Below are 18,483 nucleotides of genomic sequence, written 5' to 3'. Positions count from 1 at the left end.
AATTATTCGACAACGTCGATCTTAATTTGCGGCAAGACGACATCGATTTGGCTCTTAACGGCAATGTCTTCCGTAAAGGCGGTTGCCCCACCGCAGGCACTGCCGACCCGGAGGCCTTCAGCAGCGTCGTGGGTTTCAAACCAGGTCCCAACGAAGCCCGCGATCATGGAGTCGCCGGCCCCAACTGAGTTGACGGCAACGCCCTTGGCGGCGTTGGCGTGGTAGATGTGGTCTGGGGTTACCAGGTAGGCGCCTTCGCCGGCCATGGAGATCATGACGTTTTGCGCGCCTTGGTCCAGCAGCTTCTTGGCTGCTTGCAGCATGTCATTGGTTGACTTGAATTCAGTGTGGAACAAGTCGGCCAATTCGTGGTGGTTTGGCTTGATAACCAATGGGTGGAACTTCAAGGTCCGCAACAGGGCTTCGCCAGTCGTGTCAACGACGAATTCAGCACCCTTTTCGCGGATGGTTGGCAAAAGGCTTTCGTAGAAGTCAGTTGGCAGGCTTGGTGCCAGGCTCCCGCTGATAACTACGACGTCGCCTGGCTTCAAGTCGTCCAGGCGGGCCTTGAAGGCGGCAACTTCCTGGTCAGTGATCTTTGGACCAGCCGCGTTGATTTCAGTTTCTTGTTGGGCATGAATCTTTACGTTCACCCGTGTCGTGTCGCTGATGCGGACAAAGTCACTGTTGATCTGCTTGACGTTCAGCTGACGGATCAGCTCTTCGCCGGTAAAGCCGCCGACAAAGCCCCAAGCCGTGTTTTCAACGCCCAATTGGTTCAGGATTTGGGAGACGTTGATCCCCTTGCCCCCGGCCAAGAATTGGGTGTCGCTTGAACGGTTGGTTTCCCCATCATTTACCTTTTCCAGCTGCAGGACGTAGTCCAAAGCTGGGTTAACGGTTACAGTGTAAATCATTTTCTTATTCAGCCTCCTCAAGTTGAATATTAGCTGGCATTTTGCGCCGGTCTGCTGCTTTTAAGCGCGTGATGACAACGACCTGCTGGACATTCGCGAATTCAGCAAAAGTCACCGCGTCAAATTTGCTGCGATCAATTAAGACGTAGGCGGCTTGGCTCTGCTCAATCGCGGCCTGCTTGATCGACGCTTCTTCCGTGTCTGGAGTAGTCAAAGTCCCCTCGCGGCTCATGGCGTTGGCGCCAATAAAGGCAGCGTTGAAATTGAGGCGGCGCAAGCGGTCCAGGGCAGCCGCGCCAATAATGGCGTGAGTTTCCTGCTTGATCTTGCCCCCTAAAAGGCAGGTATCAATCCCGGCATCGGTGCAGGCCAGGGCCGTATCGATTCCGGTAGTGACCACGTGCAGGCCCGCAATTTCCTTCAGAAAAGGCACCATTTCATAAATGGTCGTCCCCGCGTCCAAAAAGACATAGTCGTTTGGATGCACGTGGCTGACGGCCTCTCTGGCAATCGCCGCCTTCTCGTCGCGGTTAAGATTGAAGCGGATATTCTGGGCCACATCCTGGCCAAAGCCCTTGATGCTCTCAGCCCCGCCGTGGACCCGCTTCAGCAGGCCCCGGTCTTCCATCTCGCTCAAATCGCGCCTGATCGTTGATTCGGACGTTGACGTCAGTTCACAAAGCTCGGAAACGCGGCAGATCTTATGCTCGTTGACGTATTCCGTGATTCTTCTTTGCCGTTCTTCGGTCAGCATCTTTTCTCACCTCATTAGTATTGTAAAGGCTTTCTTGCCAAAAAGCAATCAAAAACAGTCAAAAACAGTCACTTTTTCTCCAGGCCTTTATTTTAGCATGTTTTTGCCATTTCTAATGTTTTTTTACATAAAAAAGGCGGGCAGACTTAAATAGCTTAAGTGTGCCCGCCAGGTTTGACTGACCGTTTTTGATTGTTTTAATTGATCAACTCCTGCTTCAGGAGTTGCTAAATGTTTCTTACTTGTACAGGTACTTGGCGCAGACTTGCTTGGGATCAGCCCCATTTCTGATCTGCAGGGCCAATTCGATTGACACGTCGGCCAAGATCGACTGGGGATCAAGCACGTGGTATGGGTGGTCTGGCGCCTGCTCTTGGGCCAGGGACAGTTCCGTGCAACCCAAAAGAATGACTTCGCAGCCATATTCCTCGTGCATCTTGCGCAGGATCTCGTGGTAGAGGTCTCCGTCCACGGTCCCCTTCTCCTTGATGTCCCGGTAGATCAACTCCGTGACCATTGGCTGGATTTCCGCGCCCCCGAACTCGACTTCCTTGCCGGCCCGGTGGATCTCGTCCTCATACAGGTGGTCGTAGATGGACCCTTCAGTCGCGATCAAGCCGATCTTCTGCTCGCCTGGGAACTTGTCCACGAATTGGTGGACGGCAATCCGCATCATGTTCAAGAAGGGAATGTCCGTCAAGGCCGCCAGGTCGTCATAGAAATAATGGGCCGTGTTGCAGGGCATGACGATAAAGTCCGGCCCCAGCTTAGCCTGGCCCAAAACATCATCTTTAAGGTCATTGAAGAAATTAGGCTGGCTGTGGTCCATGATATAGGCCGTCCGGTCGGGAACCTGGGCGTCGTTGACCAAGATGTAGTTCAAGTAGTCCTGGTCCTTGGCGATCTTCACCCGGTGGTTGATTAAGCGGACATAGCTTTCGGTAGCGATCGTGCCCATCCCACCAATAATGCTAAAGAAATGCTTCAAGATTGTTCATCCTAACTGTGTTTATTTTTCAAGCTCGCTGATCACCCTGCGGGCAACTGCCATGTCGCCCTCGTATGGGGTGTCAACGCCGCGGATCTTCTGGAAGGCGTCCGCGCCCTTGCCGCAGAGCAAGACCACGTCATTGGCCGTGGCTTCGCTGATGGCATCGTGAATGGCCTTTTCCCGGTCAAGTTCGATCACGGTCGCGCACTTGGAGTGGTCGATGCCGGCATCGATTTCCTCACAGATCTCCTCGGCGTTCTCAAAGCCTGGGTCGTCAGTGGTCAAAAAGGCCTTGTCGGCTTCAGCCGTCAGGCTTTCGCTAAAGCCGGCCCGGCGGGAGATGCCCTTGTCGCCAGGCGCGCCGACAACGACGATTACGCGCGGGTTGGCGAATTCGCGGCGCATGAACTTCATCAAGGCCATCATTGAAGCCTTGTTGTGGGCGTAGTCAACGACGATCAGCCCGTGTTCCTTGGTCGTGACGGTCTCCATCCGGCCCGGAATCGTCACGTGGCGGATGCCGGCAGCGCAGGAGTCGTGGTCCATGCCTGCCAGACCGGCCCCGATGATGGCGCCGGTCGCGTTGGTCTCATTGAAATCCCCGATCATCTGCAGGGTGTAGTCGCCAGCGATTGGCAGCTTGTGGGCCTGCGGTGAAACGGTCTCCAAGGTGAACTGGGTTTCCGCCAGGTCGGTTTCAATGGACTTGTAGCGGAAGTCGATCTGCTTCTTCAGTTTTGGATTTTCGAAGCCTTCCCGGGCAAAAAGGTAGATGCTGTCCGGGTTGGTCGTAGTCGTAGCGGCCGCGTAGACGTCGTCAAAGCGGGCCGTTTCCGCGTTGATGATGCACTTGCGGGAGTTGACCAGCAATTGCAGCTTGCAGTGGAGGTAGTCCTCAAAGTTCGGGTGCTCATTCGGCCCGATGTGGTCTGGAGAGATGTTCAAGAAGAAGCCCAAGTCGTAAGTCAGGCCAAAGACCCGGTTCTTCTTGTAGGCTTGGGAGGATACTTCCATAACCATGTGGGTCATCCCGTTGTCCACGGCCCGGCGCATGTCGCGGAAAAGGTCCAGGGATTCCGGCGTGGTCAGGCTGGACTTGAAGGTGTCTTCAGGCGCCGTGCCGACGATGTTGTTGACTGATGAGAGCAAAGCAGTGTGGCCGCCGTTGATCTGGTCGAGCATGCCCTTCAAGAAGTAGGCTGAAGTGGTCTTGCCCTTGGTGCCGGTGAAGCCCACCAGGAAGAGGTCATCTTGCGGGAAGCGGTAGAAGGCGGCTGACAGCAGGGCCATGGCCTTGGCCACGTTGCGCACGATTAAGGCGTGCATCCCCTTGCCTTCTGGATATGGCTGCTCAGCCACGTAAGCAATCGCCCCGTCTTCTCTAGCCATTGACAGGTAGGTTGGTCTAAAGCCGGCCCCCTTGCAGAAGAAGAGCGTGTTGGTCTGGACGTCGCGCGAATCGTAGGAAACGTATTCCATCTTGGTCTGCACAGTATCTTGGACAGCGCTTGACTTGAGCAAGTGGTGTTCTTTCAAAATTAAAATACAAGTGTTTAATGAGATGCTCATTAGTTACTCCTCATGGTCAAATATAAATTCACTAAAAATTATACCACACGGCGCGCTTTTGAGTTTGCCAGCTTAGGGTTAGGGTGGCGCGGCAAAAGGATGATGAAGCTGGTCAGCTTGGCGTTTGACTCGCAGCGGATGGTGCCGCCATGAAGCTCCACCACGCCCTGGACGATGGAGAGGCCCAGGCCCGTCCCGCCGGTCTTGGTGTTTCTGGAGCTTTCGACCCGGTAGAAGCGGTCAAAAATCTTCTTCAGCTTATCCTGGGGAATCGGCTCCCCGTTGTTCTCCACCCGGAGCTCAACCCACTTTTCATTGACCAGGTTGGCCACCAGGTTGATGGTGTCCGCGCCAGCCGCGTACTTGAGGGCGTTGGAGATCAAGTTGTTGTAGACCCGGACCAGCTTTTCGACATCGGCATTGACGACCAGGTCTTCCGGCCGAGCCTTGATGGCAAAGGAGATGCCCTTTTTCTCTGCTTCAAGTTCAAAGCCGGCCGCCACTTGCTCCATCATGCTCAGGATGTTGACCGGCGACAGGGTCAGCTTGGTCTTGGTCGACTTCAAGGTCGTGTACTCAAACAGGTCATTGGCCAGAGACTTCATCTGCTCGGCCTTGTCGTAGGCAATATTGATGTACTTCATCATATCCTCGCGGCTGGTCACGGCCCCGTTTTTCAGCAGGCCCAAATAGCCGATAATGCTGGTCAAAGGCGTCCGGATGTCGTGGGAGACGTTGGTGATCAGCTCATCCTTGGACTGCTCGATCGCCTTTTCCTCATTGATGGCTTCCACGGTGGAATCAACCAAGGAGTTGATGGAGTCGATCACCTTCTGCATGTCGGTGTTGACGCTGAAGGAGATCCGGTGGTCGAAGTGGCCGTTGGCAATATAGTGCAACTCGGAAATAATGTGCCGCAGCTGCATCTGGTGATATCTGCGGATCAAGCGCCAGTACAAGACCACCACGTCGGCAATCCCCATCAAGAAGACCCCGATCCGCTCCCAGGACCAGAGGTGAAAGCCGCCCGGCCCGATCGTCATGGTCTTTTTCAAGAAGTAGATCCCGTTGACCAGACTCTTGTCCTGCAGAATGGCCAAATGGTAGAGAATGATTACCGACAGGTTCAAAAGCAGCATGATGATGATCGTCACCACGCCTTCAGCGAACAGTTCGCTCTTTTCCGCCGCGGTCAGCTTGACCCGCTGGCGCTTGTTTTCTTTATTTTTAGGCTTCAACCTTGTAACCTACGCCCCATACAGTCTTGATAACTTCTTCGCCGTCAGTGGCCTTCTGGATCTTGTCGCGCAAGTGGGACACGTGGACCATGACCGTCTTGGCGCTGACGATGGATTCCTGCTGCCAAACGCGCTCAAAAATCTCATCGGCTGAGAAGACCCGGTTGGGATGGCTGGCCAGCAGGTAGAGGATCCCGAATTCCAGGGCCGTCAGCTGGATCTCCTTCCCTTCCACGGTCTTGACCTCGTGGGAGTCCTTGTTGATGATGAGCGGCCCTACTTCCAGAACGTCCGGCTCGTCTTCCTTGACCTGCTTCTGGCTCCGGCGCAAAAGCGAGCGGACCCGGGCCATGACTTCCAGCGGGTTGAACGGCTTGGACACGTAGTCGTCCGCCCCGGTGATCAGGCCCTGGATCTTGTCCATGTCACCCGTTTTGGCGCTGACGATAATGATCGGGATGTCAGAATCCTTGCGGACCTCCTTCACGACCTCAATCCCGGACATGTTCGGCATCATCACGTCCAAAATCATCAAGGCAATGTCGGGATTGGTGGACAGCTTGGTCAAGGCCTCCTTGCCGTTGTAGGCCGCGATTGGCTCGTAGCCTTCATTCTTCAAATAAATGCTCAAAAGCTCGACGATTTCCTTGTCGTCATCTACAACGAGAATCTTCATCTTCAAAAATCCCTTCTACTCTCATCTATTAATTGTCGCTATCCCTTATTTTAACCGATATAACAAAAAGAACGCACACTCTTGCGCGTTCTTTTTGCGATTTTTAGCAAATATTAAGCTAATCTTTGCCAGGCTTTACTGGATTTCCTTCTTGCCCGTGTAGAGCTCGTAGTAGTAGCCCTTCTTGGCCAGCAGCTGGTCATGGTTGCCGGCTTCGATCACGTGCCCGTGGTCCAGAACCAGAATCAGGTCAGAGTTGACGATGGTGGACAGACGGTGGGCGATGACGAAGCTGGTCCGGCCAGCCAGCAGGTTGTCCATCCCGGCTTGAACCAGCCGCTCAGTTCTGGTGTCGATGGAGCTGGTGGCTTCGTCCAGGATCATGACTGGCTCGTCGGCGATCATTGCCCGGGCAATCGACAGCAGCTGCATCTGCCCTTGGGACAGGTCGCCGCCTGAACCGTCGATCACGGTCTGGTAGCCGTCATCCAATTCGTGGATGAACTCATCGGCTCTGGCCAGGCGGGCAGCTTGGTAGACTTCGTCGTCAGAGGCGTCAGGCCGGCCAAAGCGGATGTTGTCCATGATGGTCCCGGTAAACATGTGGGTTTCCTGCAGGACGACGGAAACTGACTGGCGCAGGGAATCCTTCTTGATCTGCTTGATGTCGATCCCGTCGTAAGTAATGGTCCCGGAGTTGATCTCGTAGAAGCGGTTGATCATAGAAGAAATCGTGGTCTTCCCGGCCCCAGTTTCCCCAACCAGGGCCACCTTCATGCCCGGCTTGGCGTCCAAAGAGACGTCGTAAAGGATCTGCTTGCCTGGCACGTAGCCAAAGTTGACGTGGTCAAAGACGATGTGGCCCTTGACTGGCACCTTCTTGTTGCCTTCAGCTGGCAGATTCCATTGCCATGCGTTCTTGACGCCTGGCTTTTGCTCAATGGTCACGTCCCCGTCATCGATTTCGGCCTTTTGGTCCAAAAGCTCGAAGATCCGGTTGCCCCCGGCGATTGCCAGGACAATGACGTTCAATTGCTGGGAAATCTGGGCAATTGGCATGATGAAGGCCTTGGACAATTGCATGAATGAGGCCAAAGCCCCCAGAGTCAAAGGCAGGCTGCCCGCCAAAACGGCGGCCCCGCCGATAAAGGCAATCAAGACGTAAAGCAGGTTGCCGATGTTGCCCATGATTGGGAACAAGATGGTTGAGTAGGTGTTGGCCTTGGCTGAGGCGTTGCGCAGCTGCTCATTGTAGACGTCAAACTGCGCTTCGGCTTCCTTTTCGTGGGAGAAGACCTTGACGACCTTCAAGCCCGTCAGCATTTCTTCGTTGTAGCCGTTGACTTCCCCAACCGTCTTCTGCTGAATGTTGAAGAAGTGGCTGGACTTGCCGGTCAGGTACTTCACGATCCCGATCGACAGGCAGACCACGATCAAGGACACGATCGTCAGCTGCCAGCTCAAGACCAGCATCCCCACCAGGACGAAGGCCACGTTGAAAGCCGAGTTGACGAGCATTGGCAAGGCTTGGGAAATCATCTGCATCAAGGTGTCAATGTCGTTGGTGTAGCGGGACATAACGTCGCCGTATTCGTTCTGGTCAAAGAAGGCGATCGGTAGGTGCTGCATGTGGGCGAACATCTCGTCACGAATCTGCTTTTGCACCCGCTGGCTCACGAGCATCATGAGCAAGGTAAACAGGTAGTTGGCCACGACCCCGACCGCGTAGATGCAAGCCATGAAAAGAATGGCGTGGATCAGGGGGGCGAAGTTCGGCGTGGACTGCTTGAGCATTGGCGTGATGTACTTGTCGATCAGCTGCTCAATGAAGAGGGAACCATAAACCGTGGCCCCGGCACTGATGATGATCGCGACCAGGGAAATGATCAGGGAAGCCGGGCTGACTTGGTAAATGTACTTGATAAGCCGCCACAAGGTTTTGGCTTGGGATGGCTCGTTGCTGTTTTGTTTCTTTGTCATATCCGTTCCTTCACCTACTTCTTGTTTTCTTCTTGGTACTTGGCAATTGAGCTGTAGAGCTCGTCCGTCTGCATCAGTTCATCGTGGGTGCCGATGGCTTCGATCTGGCCATGGTTCATGACGATGATCCGGTCGGCATCTTTAATTGAGACGATTCTCTGGGAGATGATGATCTTGGTCGTCTTAGGCAGGTCGCGGGCCAAGGCTTCTCTGATTTCTCTTTCGGTCTTGGTGTCGACGGCACTGGTTGAGTCGTCCAGGATCAGGATCTTCGGCTTCTTCAGCAGAGCTCTGGCAATCGTGATCCGCTGCTTCTGACCGCCGGAAACGTTGGTCCCGCCTTGTTCGACGTGCGTTTCGTACTTGTCTGGCATTTCCTGGATGAAGTCGTCGGCGTGGGCAATCTTGGCTGCCTTCAGGATTTCTTCATCAGTGGCGTTTTCATCGCCCCACTTCAGGTTTTCCTTGATGGTGCCGGAGAACAGGACGTTCTTTTGCAAGACGACGGCAACGTTGTCGCGCAAGGTCTTCAAGTCGTATGAGCGCACGTTGTGGCCGCCGACCCGGACCGCGCCGCCAGTCGTGTCGTACAGGCGCGGAATCATGGAGATCAGGGTTGACTTGGATGAGCCAGTCTCCCCGATGATCCCGATGGTTTCCCCGGACTTGATCTGCAGGTTGATGTCCTTCAGGGCATAGTGACTGTCATCCTTGTCGTACTTGAAGTTGACGTGGTCAAAAATGATCTCCCCGTTGGTCACTTCCGTCAAAGGCGCCTTCTTCGGGTTGACGATGGTTGGCTTGGCCGTCAGCACTTCAGCAACACGCTGGCCGCTGGACTGGGCCATGATCAACTGGGTAAAGATCATGGACAGGACCATCAGTGAGAACAGCACTGACGTGGTGTAAGAGAACATGGAAACCAGCTGGCCGGTTTCCAATTGGTGGCCAACGATCATCGTGCCCCCAAACCAGCAAAGCAGCAGCATGGCCACGTTGATGGTCAAGGTCATGACTGGGCCGTTCAGGGCCATGATCTTCATGGCGCCGGAGAAGAGGCGGAAGATCTTGCTGGATGACTTCTCAAATTCTTCGATTTGCTCGTCCTCGTGGACGTAGGTCTTGACTTCCCGGATCCCACGGATGTTTTCGCGGACCTTGCGGTTCAGTTCATCGTAGGCTCTGAAGATTCTTGGGAAGTAAGGCCGGGTGGCGTTGATCAGCAACACCAGGACGACGGCCAAAATCGGCGCGGCGATGATAAAGATCAAGGCCAGACGCGGGCTGACCACGATGGACATGATCAGGGAAATGATCAGCATCAATGGTGCCCGGACCGCTACTCTGATGCTCATCATGTAGGCGTTCTGGATGTTGGTCGTGTCCGTGGTCATCCGGGTTACCAGACTGGCGCTGGAGAAGCGGTCAATGTTCTCAAAGGAGAAGTCCTGCATATGGTAGAACATGTCCTTGCGCAGGTTGGCAACAAAGCCGGCCGCCGCGTGGGCGGAAAAGTATGAGGCTGACGCCCCCAGGGCCAGGGAAATCAAGGTCAAGACGATGGTGTAGAAACCGAGACGTCTGACATAATCCATGTCCCCCTTGTTGACCCCGTTGTCGATCAACTGTCCCATAATGTATGGGATATACATTTCAATGAAGACTTCGACAGCTACGCACAAGGGCGAAAGAAGCGATTCTTTCTTGTACTGCCGGACAGACTTCAATAAAGTCTTAAGCATTCATGGCCTCCCTCTAATTTACTCAATGCTTATCTAAATCGTTCCAAACAAAAACAAATAGACGATCCTAAGATCATCTATTTGTTTTACTTAGCTTATTTAGTTTACACCTTTTTTAAATAAAAAGCACGCTATTGAATTTGCTTTTTCAGCCTACTTGTCTTCCGGCTTCTTCATGGACATGGTTGAAGGAGTGAAAGATGAGCCTTCGATGCCGTAGTGGCGGCGCAGGAGCCAGCGCAGGCCGTAAGCAGCCGCGGCCACGATCAAGTCAGCCCAGCCAGGCAGAACCGGGTTGATGACCTGCAAGGCCGGCAGCGACAGGACGAAGACCACCAGCATCAAGGCCACGATGGAGCCGACCCCGGCCCCGATAACCTTGCCCCAGCTGGTCTTGCCGTTCTTGCTGCTTGGCTGGATCCAGCTTTCGTACTTGCTGAAGAACCAGCCCATGCCGATCCCCATGATCAAGAGGGTCAGGATCCCAGAGCCGGAGGCAGTGGACTTGTTGTCGCCCGAGAAGGCTTGAATCAGCCCGAACATCAGGGTCAAGATGGCCGTATAGATCAGGCCACCGTCAACGGTAATGATCCAGGCTGGCACCTTTTGCGGCTTGACTTCCGGGTGCAGGATCCGGTCAGCCAGAACCTTGGGGGACGCCCCATAGAGGACGTTGGCCGGTTGGCCCTTGACCTGGGCTTCCAGAATTTCCGGCAGCCGCTTGGAGATTTCCGCTTCCGCCTTGCTCTCGCTCATCCCGCCAGCCAGCAGGGCCTTGCGCAGACGGTAGAGGTAGTCCTTGTTCTTGTTGGACAAGCGGTCCTTGGCCGCTTTCGCGCCGGTCCCTTGCACGACTTGCTTTTCGGCTTGTTCAGTTTCTTGCTTTTTTTCGCTCACTTGTAGCCTCCTGATTAAACGTTAAATCTGAATTCAATGATGTCGCCGTCTTGAACCTCATAGTCCTTGCCTTCCAGGCGCAGGCGGCCGGCTTCCTTGATCTTCTGCATGCTTTCGTATTGGTCCAGGTCAGCGAAGGAAACGACCTCGGCCCGGATAAAGCCACGTTCAAAGTCGGAGTGGATGATCCCGGCAACTTGCGGAGCCTTCATGCCTTGGTGGAAGGTCCAGGCCCGGGTTTCCTTGCCGCCGGCCGTGAAGAAGGTTCTCAGACCCAGCAGGTGGTAGGCAGCCCGAATCAGGCGGTCCAAGCCAGATTCCTTAACCCCTTCGGCAGCCAGCATTTCTTCCTTTTCATCATCGTCCAGGCCGGCAATTTCTTCTTCGATTTCCGCGGAAATGCCCAGGCATTCAGCGCCTTCCTTGTCGGCGTGGGCCTTGACGATTTGGTAGTACTTGTCGCTTTCCGGATCAGCCATTGAGCTTTCGGCGATGTTAGCCACGTAGATGACTGGCTTTGAAGTCAGCAGGAAGAGGCCCTTGACGATCTTTTGCTCATCTTCCGTGAACTGGATGGAGCGGACTGGGTCGCCGGCTTCCAGAACCGGCTTGATCTTTTCCAAGACATTGTATTCAGCCATGGCTTCCTTGTCCTTTTGCTGAGCCATCTTCTTGACCTTGCCGATGCGGCGGTCGACTGAGTCCAGGTCAGCGTAGACCAGTTCCAGGTTGATGGTGTCGATGTCTTCTTCCGGGTCAACCTTGCCGGAGACTGAAGTGATGTTTTCGTCGTCAAAAGCACGGACTACGTGCACGATGGCGTCAGTTTGGCGGATGTTTTCCAGGAACTTGTTGCCCAGGCCTTCACCCTTGGAAGCCCCCTTGACCAGGCCGGCGATGTCCGTGAATTCAAAAGTCGTGTGGACGACCTTCTTGGCTGGGATCAGTTCTTGGATCCGGGCCAGGCGGGCGTCTGGCACTTCAACCATCCCCACGTTTGGTTCAATCGTGGCGAAGGGGTAGTTTGCCATTTCCGCCCCTGCCTTGGTGATAGCGTTAAACAAAGTTGACTTGCCGACGTTTGGCAAACCGACGATACCAGCAGTTAAAGCCATATTTCTGTTTTCCTCTTTCTATCTGCTTGCTAATTTTTACCTTATTGTCTATTTTGGAATTTTTGCCCTCTAGTAGTTGTACTACTTGAAGTTTGGCCGCGCAATCTCCTCTTTGGCGACATAGTGCGCCAATTTGCGATTGACGGGGTCATTAGCCTTGGTCAGGACCTTCTTGGCCCGTTTGGTGAAGTCGCCCCGGCTCATCATGACCACGTGCCCGCAGCCCATGCATTTGAGGCGGATGTCCGCCCCGACCCGCATGACTTCCCAGTTGTTGGTCTGGCAAGCATGCGGCTTCTTCATTTCCACCGTGTCTGCTAAATCAAAAGAAAAGTTCTTATTCATCGAGATTCACACCTAACAAATCCAGAATTCTGTTCAGCTCCTCTGGCGAGGCAAAATCAATGGACAAGTGGCCCTTGCCCCGCTTAGTTTCAGAGATGTTGACCGGAGCGCCGAACTTGGAAGCCAGCTGGCTTTCACTGGCCTTAATGAAGGCCGACTTGCCCGCGCTCTTCTTCTTTTGCTTCTTGCCCCGCTCATTCATCTGGGCGACCACGGCCTCGACCTTGCGGACCGGCATCCCCTCCTTGACGACTCGCTTGGCCAGGCCGTCAATGGCCTCCTTGTCCTTTAAGCCCAGCAGGGTTCTGGCCTGGCCCATGGACAATTGCCCGTGCTGCAGCAAGGCCTTGGTCTTCTGCGGCAGGGTCAAGAGGCGGAGGTAGTTGGTGATGTAAGGCCGGGACTTGCCCATCTTCTTGGAGACCTCTTCCTGGGTCAAGCCGAGGTTCTTCTGCAGCATCTCGTATGCCTGGGCCTCTTCCAGCGGGGTCAGGTCCTCTCTTTGCAGGTTTTCCAAGATGGCCACTTCCATCATCTGGCTCTCGTCAAACTGGCGGATGATGGCCGGAATGGTGGTCTTGCCGGCCAGTTCCGAAGCTCGGAAGCGCCGCTCGCCGGCAATGATCTCATAGCCGCCCACGGACCGGCGGACGATGATTGGCTGCAGGACCCCGTTTTCCTTGATGGATTCCGCTAATTCGCCCAGCTTTTTTTCATCGAAATTCTTCCGCGGCTGGTAGGGGTTGGGCCGGACCTCTTCCAAAGGGAGGTCTTCAATCTCCTCGGCCGGCTTGACCTGGGGCTCCTCTTCAAAGAGGGCGCTCAAGCCCCGGCCCAGGCCCCCCTTCTTCTTGACTTCTTTCTTGTTCTTGCTATTTCTTGAGTCTCTTGCCATGTGCCTTTAATACCTCTTTTGCTAAGTCGTCATATACCTTGGCGCCGCGGGAGTTCGGGGCGTATTCCGTAATCGGCTCGCCGTAGCTTGGTGCTTCGGCCAGCTTGGTGATCCGGGGGATGATCGTCTTGTAGACCCGGTCGCCAAAGTATTCCTTGACCTGCTGGACCACGTCAGCCCCCAGGTTGGTTCTGGCGTCCAGCATGGTCAGCAGGACCCCTTCCACGCCCAGGTTCTTGTTGAAGTGCTTTTGAACCAGGCGGATGGTGTTGAGCAATTGGCTCAAGCCTTCCATGGCGTAGTACTCGCTTTGCACGGGAATCAGGATGGACTGGCTGGCCGTGAAGGCGTTGATCGACAGCTGGCCTAAGGATGGGGGACAGTCGATAAAGATAAAGTCGTACTTGTCGCCCAGGTCATCGATGGCCCCTTTCAGGCGGGTTTCCCGGGCCATCATGCTGATCAGCTCGGTCTCTGCCCCAGCCAGGTTGATGGTGGCCGGCACGATGTCCAGGTTCTTGGCGCTGGTCTTTTTGATTGCTGAAGCGATCGGAATCTCGTCAACCAGGACGTTGTAGATGTCGTATTCAATCGTTGATTTTTCAATCCCCAGCCCTGAGGTGGCATTGCCCTGGGGGTCGATGTCCACGATCAGGACCTTGTAGCCGCGCTTGGCGATTGAGGCCGCCAAGTCGATCGTGGTCGTGGTCTTGCCCACGCCCCCTTTTTGATTGGCAATTGCAATGACGCTTCCCATGCTAGTCCTCCTTCTTTACGGCCGGCTTCTTGCTCTTGGCCGCTTTCTTCTTTGCCGGATCCTTCATCACGATAGTGATGGAGTATTCGTCCCCGTCCTTTTGTTCTGCAACCTTGACCTTGATTCCGGACTGCTTGGCCAATTTGACGGCTTCCTTGATCGTGTTGATCTGGACCCGCATGTCATGACTCATCCGAAAGACCTTGCGCTTTTCCTTAGGCTTGGCCGGCCCTTCCAGCAACTTGGCTACCAGTTCTTCGGTCTGCTTGACGTTCAGCTTGTCGCTCAAGATCTGCTCCAGGGCCTGCTTTTGCTGGTCGCTGCTTAAAGCCAGCAGGGCCCGGCCGTGGCGGGCGGTAATGGCGCCGCTGGCCAGAGCCTCCTGGATTTGGGGATCCAGCTTGAGCAGGCGCAATTTGTTGGCCACGTAGGACTGGGACTTGCCGATGTCCTTGGCCAGCTGGGCCTGGGTCAGGGAGTTGAGCTCCATCAGGTTTTCGTAGGCCGTGGCCTCATCGATTGGGTTCAAGTCTTCGCGCTGGAGGTTTTCGATCAGGGCCAAAGAAGCGGTCTGCTGGTCAGAGAGGTTGTTGACGATGGCGGGAATTTTTTCCCAGCCTAAGGACTGGGCCGCTCTGAAGCGCCGCTCGCCGGCAATGATCTCATACTCTTCCCCGTCTTCCCTGACGATGATTGGCTGCAAAAGCCCCTCTTCGCGCAAGGTCTGGGCCAGCTCGTTGATGGATTCAGAGCTGAAGGCATGACGCGGCTGGAAGCGGTTGGGGTGGATCCGGGCTAGCGGCAGGTCCTGGATCTGCTTGTTCTTTGGAATTTCGTTGCGATGAAAAAAGCCAAAAGCCATGATTTGACCTCCATTCCTAATCAATTACAAAGGCTTGCGGTTCGGCGTGCCGGCCTGGCGCGGGTACTTGGCCGGGGTCTTTTTGACCTTGTCGACCACGACGATGGTCCGCTCCTCCTCAGTCCCGGCCAGGGTGAATTCCTGGCTGAAGGAGACCTTGCCGCCCAAGGTATCCAGGGCCTTTTTGGCATCAGCCAGCTCACTGGCGGCCTTTGGCCCCTTAAGGGCGACGAACTTGCCGCCGGTCTTGGCCAGCGGCAGGCAGTACTCGCTTAAAACGGACATTCTGGCCACTGCCCGGGCCGTCACCAGGTCAAACTGCTCCCGGTAGGCTGGGTTCTGGCCAACGTCTTCCGCGCGCCCGTGAACCAGCTCAACCCCGCTGATTTCCAGCTTGTCCAGCAATTCTTGCAGGAACTTGAGCCGCTTGCCCAGAGAGTCGACGATGGTCAAGCGCAAATCCGGCCGCAGGATCTTGATTGGCAAAGACGGGAAGCCCGCCCCGGCCCCCACGTCGCAGACCTTGGCCCCTTCGGTGAAGACTTCCGGCACCAAAAGCAGGGGCGTGAGCGAGTCGTAGAAGTGCTTGAGGTAGACTTCGTCCTCTTCCGTGATCCGGGTCAGGTTCACGTGCTCGTTGACCGTGATCAATTCTTTAAAATAAGTTTTAAATTGTTGCTCTTGCTTGGCAGACAATTTAAGATTATGGTTTGATAATGTAGTCGCAAAAAGTTCAGGATTCAATTTTTCCACCTGTGAAACCGTGTTTCACACCCTTAAATTTAACGCAAAAGACTATGTTTCGCAAAAATAATTGTTACACAAACTATCTTAACAATTATGGAGTATTTTTGGCACCAGGTCAAAATATTTCCGCCAGATTTGGAAGATTTGTTCCACAGAGTAAAGAGGGATTTTAATGTCAATCGTTATTACCTTGCTAGTTATAACCTATCTGGTCTACCAGACCTATAAAGGCTACAATGTCGGCTTCTCCAAGCGGATCATCAACCTGATCTTCGCTGGGGTCGTCTTCATGATCGCCATTATGCTGCAAAACCCGATCGGGAACATGATTTACAAGCAGGCTGTGGGTGAAGCTGGCATCAGCGCTACCTTAAGCATCAGGGATGAGCTGATCCTGCAGGGTTGCCGCTTCGCTGCCTTCTTCGTCCTTTTGTTCGTTGGCAAGCAGCTGTCCAAGATCGTCAAAGGCTGGCTGCCGGAACGCCAGGCCCAGGTTGGCTTCACCAAGGTCCTGGACTCAACCGCCGGCGCCTTGGTCTCCTTCGTGGCCGCCTACTTCTTCATGTACGTGGTCCTGTCCATCGTCAACGCGCTCGGCATTGCCCAGCTGAGCTCCGCCATTTCCAGCTCGCCATTTTTGAGCTTCATCGTCAACTCCACACCCGGCCTGTCCACCGGGGTCTTCAAGACCCTGTTCAGCGTCAGCCGGACCACTGCTTAAAAAAACTGGAAGACCAGCCGGTCTTCCAGTTTTTTGTTTGCCTGGGTACGCGGCGGTGAGGCGGTTGGATGCGGTAAAAACGGGGATCGCTTGGGGATGAATCGTGCTTGGCTACGGTAAAAACGGGGATCGGTTGGGACGAATCGTGCTTGGCTACGGTAAAAACGGGGAGCTTTTTAGACAAATCGCACTTGGTTGCGGTAAAAACGGGGAGCTTTTTAGACAAATCGCGCTTGGCTACGGTAAAAATGGGGATCGGTTGGGACAAATCGCGCTTGGCTACGGTAAAAATGGGGATCGGTTTGGACAAATCGTGCTTGGTTGCGGTAAAAACGGGGATAATCATTTCTTTGAACCCCGATTTTTACTGAATCAATACGTTTTTTCAAATTTTGAGCCCCGCTTTTTACTGAGCCAAGACGTTTTTTCGATATTTGAGCCCCGATTTTTACTGAACCAAGACGTTTTTTCGATATTTGAGCCCCGCTTTTTACTGAGCCAAGACGTTTTTTCGATATTTGAGCCCTGCTTTTTACTGAACCAAACCGTTTTTTCGATATTTAACCCCCGTTTCTTACTGAACCACGAAGATTCCCTGGGGGAGTGCTACAGTTTGAGACTTTGCTGGACTGAGTTCTGAGATTTTCGACTTAGTTAGGGACTTTGCGGGGATGAGTTTCGCGAGTTTTGGCTTAGTTGAGGACTTTGCGGGGATGGATTTCGTGATTTTAGCTTTAGTTAGGGACTTTGCGGGGATGAGTTTCGCGAGTTTTGGCTTAGTTGAGGACTTTGCGGGGATGGATTTCGTGATTTTAGCTTTAGTTAGGGACTTTGCGGGGATGGATTTCGTGATTTTAACTTTAGTTAGGGACTTTCCGGGGATTTTTTCCTAAAAAGACATCCAACTGCGACCGATTTGCAAAAAATTTGCCCCATAAAGTACCCAACTACTGGGGTTTTGACAAAATCGAGCCCCGGAAAGTACCCAACTACTGGACTTTTGACGAAATCGAGCCCCGGAAAGTACCCAACTACTGGACTTTTGACGAAATCGAGCCCCATAAAGTACCCAACTACTGGGGTTTTGACGAAATCGAGCCCCGGAAAGTACCCAACTACTGGACTTTTGACGAAATCGAGCCCCGGAAAGTACCTAACTACTGGGGTTTTGACGAAAACGAGCCCCGGAAAGTACCCAACTGCTGACATTTTGACAAAAGTGTTCACCCGACACCAAAGCAAAACCCTGTCACCGACCGTGACAGGGTTGTTGCTATACTAATATTTCAAGCCAACTTGTTCGACAGTTTCGTCATTGTAAACGTAGACGGCACCCAGACGCTGGTCGTTGACCCAGCCATTGATTGGCGCGCCCGCGAAGAAGCAACGCTTGCACTCAATTTCGGCATCCACGGAATTCTTCGTGAAGGTCGTGACCCCGGCAACCTTGGTCTCAACCGGGTAGCCGGTCCGGGAGTCGATCAGGTGGTGGTACTTGTGCCCGTCAACTTCCAAATAGCGCTCATAAGTCCCGCTCGTTACCACGGAACATTCCGGAATCATGACGGCATCAATGTTCTCGCCCCGCGGCTTGATCGGGTCCTGCACGCCAACCGTCCACATGCCGTTCGCGCGCTTAGGACATGGGTTGACAAAAAGCACGTTGCCACCCAGGTTGATAATTCCGGCTTCTACTCCATAAGCCCGCCACAAGTCGCGGATCCGGTCGGCCGTCCAGCCCTTGGCGATCCCACCCAGGTCCAGCTCCATGCCAGCCTTTTTCAAAAAGACGGAGTGGTCGTCGTCATTCAATTCCACCATCCAAGGGTTGATCAAGTCCATTTTTTCCTTGATCTCGCGCTCATCCGGCACCCGCGCGCCCTTGAAGCCAATGGACCACAGCTTGACCAAAGGCCCGATCAGGGCATTAAAGCCAAAATTCTCCCGGCTGGTCTCCACGGCCAGCTTGATCAAGCCATAAACCGGACTGGAGACTTGAACCGGCTCCTTGCCAGCCGCATCGTTGACCCGGGTCACTTCTGAAAGACCATAGCGGGCATCGTCCGGCTTGCGGTTGACCGTCAAAATGTCTTCAAAATGATCCACCAGATCGCAGGTCTGCTGCAGAATGCCTTCCGTGTCTTCCCGGGTCCCGAAAATCTGGAAGGTCATGTGGGTCCCCATGGCCTTGTGGGACGCGGAAACCTGATCGGTTGAAATATACTTGATAATCCCCATCGTTAATCCTCTTTTTTCTCTATCTGCATCTGCTTTTTT

At 54.1% G+C, this 18,483-nt stretch carries 20 protein-coding genes; 4 read left to right on the top strand and 16 right to left on the bottom strand.

Going from position 1 to position 18,483, the window contains the following annotated elements:
* Positions 1–2: 2 nt before the first annotated feature.
* The 15 genes from pfkB to rsmG form a co-directional block, all read right to left on the bottom strand.
* On the bottom strand, positions 3–917 hold the full coding sequence (pfkB, locus tag FYJ62_RS03790) for a 1-phosphofructokinase (RefSeq protein ID WP_154547892.1): 915 nt from the start codon (positions 915–917) through the stop codon (positions 3–5).
* Between the two features lie 4 nt (positions 918–921).
* Positions 922–1,671 carry a DeoR/GlpR family DNA-binding transcription regulator gene (locus tag FYJ62_RS03785; RefSeq protein WP_154547890.1) on the bottom strand — a complete coding sequence of 250 codons (750 nt, stop codon included), beginning with the start codon at positions 1,669–1,671 and terminating at the stop codon, positions 922–924.
* A 238-nt stretch (positions 1,672–1,909) separates the two neighbouring features.
* On the bottom strand, positions 1,910–2,659 hold the full coding sequence (locus FYJ62_RS03780) for an aspartate/glutamate racemase family protein (RefSeq protein WP_154547888.1): 750 nt from the start codon (positions 2,657–2,659) through the stop codon (positions 1,910–1,912).
* A 21-nt stretch (positions 2,660–2,680) separates the two neighbouring features.
* Positions 2,681–4,231 carry a UDP-N-acetylmuramoyl-L-alanyl-D-glutamate--2,6-diaminopimelate ligase gene (locus tag FYJ62_RS03775; RefSeq protein ID WP_154547886.1) on the bottom strand — a complete coding sequence of 517 codons (1,551 nt, stop codon included), beginning with the start codon at positions 4,229–4,231 and terminating at the stop codon, positions 2,681–2,683.
* Positions 4,232–4,269: 38 nt separating this feature from the next.
* On the bottom strand, positions 4,270–5,469 hold the full coding sequence (locus FYJ62_RS03770) for a sensor histidine kinase (RefSeq protein WP_154547884.1): 1,200 nt from the start codon (positions 5,467–5,469) through the stop codon (positions 4,270–4,272).
* Positions 5,459–6,145: a response regulator transcription factor gene (locus FYJ62_RS03765; protein WP_154547882.1), complete on the bottom strand. Its 687-nt coding sequence runs from the start codon at positions 6,143–6,145 to the stop codon at positions 5,459–5,461. Before FYJ62_RS03765 ends, FYJ62_RS03770 begins: the two co-directional genes overlap by 11 nt.
* A gap of 135 nt (positions 6,146–6,280) precedes the next feature.
* A complete protein-coding gene (locus FYJ62_RS03760; protein WP_154547880.1) occupies positions 6,281–8,125 on the bottom strand; it encodes an ABC transporter ATP-binding protein in 1,845 nt (614 codons plus the stop codon).
* A 14-nt stretch (positions 8,126–8,139) separates the two neighbouring features.
* Positions 8,140–9,867, bottom strand: coding sequence for an ABC transporter ATP-binding protein (locus FYJ62_RS03755; RefSeq protein WP_154547878.1), 1,728 nt, complete (start codon positions 9,865–9,867; stop codon positions 8,140–8,142).
* Between the two features lie 153 nt (positions 9,868–10,020).
* Positions 10,021–10,764 (bottom strand): DUF1129 domain-containing protein, encoded by a 744-nt coding sequence (locus FYJ62_RS03750; RefSeq protein ID WP_206988801.1) that lies wholly within the window; start codon positions 10,762–10,764, stop codon positions 10,021–10,023.
* A 14-nt stretch (positions 10,765–10,778) separates the two neighbouring features.
* Positions 10,779–11,879 (bottom strand): redox-regulated ATPase YchF, encoded by a 1,101-nt coding sequence (gene ychF, locus FYJ62_RS03745; RefSeq protein ID WP_154547876.1) that lies wholly within the window; start codon positions 11,877–11,879, stop codon positions 10,779–10,781.
* Positions 11,880–11,960: 81 nt separating this feature from the next.
* Positions 11,961–12,224 (bottom strand): DUF951 domain-containing protein, encoded by a 264-nt coding sequence (locus FYJ62_RS03740; RefSeq protein ID WP_154547874.1) that lies wholly within the window; start codon positions 12,222–12,224, stop codon positions 11,961–11,963.
* Positions 12,217–13,119 (bottom strand): ParB/RepB/Spo0J family partition protein, encoded by a 903-nt coding sequence (locus FYJ62_RS03735; protein ID WP_154547872.1) that lies wholly within the window; start codon positions 13,117–13,119, stop codon positions 12,217–12,219. The genes FYJ62_RS03740 and FYJ62_RS03735 overlap by 8 nt, the downstream gene beginning before the upstream one ends.
* The gene (locus FYJ62_RS03730) at positions 13,097–13,876 is read right to left on the bottom strand and encodes a ParA family protein (protein WP_154547870.1); all 780 of its coding nucleotides are present in this window, start codon (positions 13,874–13,876) and stop codon (positions 13,097–13,099) included. The genes FYJ62_RS03735 and FYJ62_RS03730 overlap by 23 nt, the downstream gene beginning before the upstream one ends.
* Before the next feature lies 1 nt (position 13,877).
* Positions 13,878–14,738, bottom strand: coding sequence for a nucleoid occlusion protein (gene noc / locus FYJ62_RS03725; protein ID WP_154547868.1), 861 nt, complete (start codon positions 14,736–14,738; stop codon positions 13,878–13,880).
* A 24-nt stretch (positions 14,739–14,762) separates the two neighbouring features.
* On the bottom strand, positions 14,763–15,482 hold the full coding sequence (gene rsmG, locus FYJ62_RS03720; RefSeq protein WP_154547866.1) for a 16S rRNA (guanine(527)-N(7))-methyltransferase RsmG: 720 nt from the start codon (positions 15,480–15,482) through the stop codon (positions 14,763–14,765).
* 175 nt (positions 15,483–15,657) lie between these two features.
* On the opposite strand from rsmG, the gene FYJ62_RS03715 reads away from it, so the two are divergent.
* From FYJ62_RS03715 to FYJ62_RS03700, 4 genes are all read left to right on the top strand, one after another.
* Positions 15,658–16,206, top strand: coding sequence for a CvpA family protein (locus FYJ62_RS03715; RefSeq protein ID WP_154547864.1), 549 nt, complete (start codon positions 15,658–15,660; stop codon positions 16,204–16,206).
* Positions 16,207–16,309: 103 nt separating this feature from the next.
* Positions 16,310–16,846, top strand: coding sequence for a hypothetical protein (locus FYJ62_RS03710; protein ID WP_154547862.1), 537 nt, complete (start codon positions 16,310–16,312; stop codon positions 16,844–16,846).
* Between the two features lie 31 nt (positions 16,847–16,877).
* Complete coding sequence (locus FYJ62_RS03705; RefSeq protein ID WP_154547860.1) at positions 16,878–17,099, top strand: hypothetical protein; 222 nt, start codon at positions 16,878–16,880, stop codon at positions 17,097–17,099.
* Positions 17,100–17,133: 34 nt separating this feature from the next.
* Positions 17,134–17,412, top strand: coding sequence for a hypothetical protein (locus FYJ62_RS03700; protein ID WP_154547858.1), 279 nt, complete (start codon positions 17,134–17,136; stop codon positions 17,410–17,412).
* Positions 17,413–17,484: 72 nt separating this feature from the next.
* On the opposite strand, the gene FYJ62_RS03695 is transcribed toward FYJ62_RS03700, so the two are convergent.
* Complete coding sequence (locus FYJ62_RS03695) at positions 17,485–18,444, bottom strand: FAD:protein FMN transferase (protein WP_154547856.1); 960 nt, start codon at positions 18,442–18,444, stop codon at positions 17,485–17,487.
* Positions 18,445–18,483 lie beyond the last annotated feature (39 nt).

The sequence above is a fragment of the Lactobacillus porci genome (genome assembly GCF_009695985.1).
Classification (GTDB): domain Bacteria; phylum Bacillota; class Bacilli; order Lactobacillales; family Lactobacillaceae; genus Lactobacillus; species Lactobacillus absianus.
This window is presented reverse-complemented; position numbering and strand designations above follow the sequence as displayed.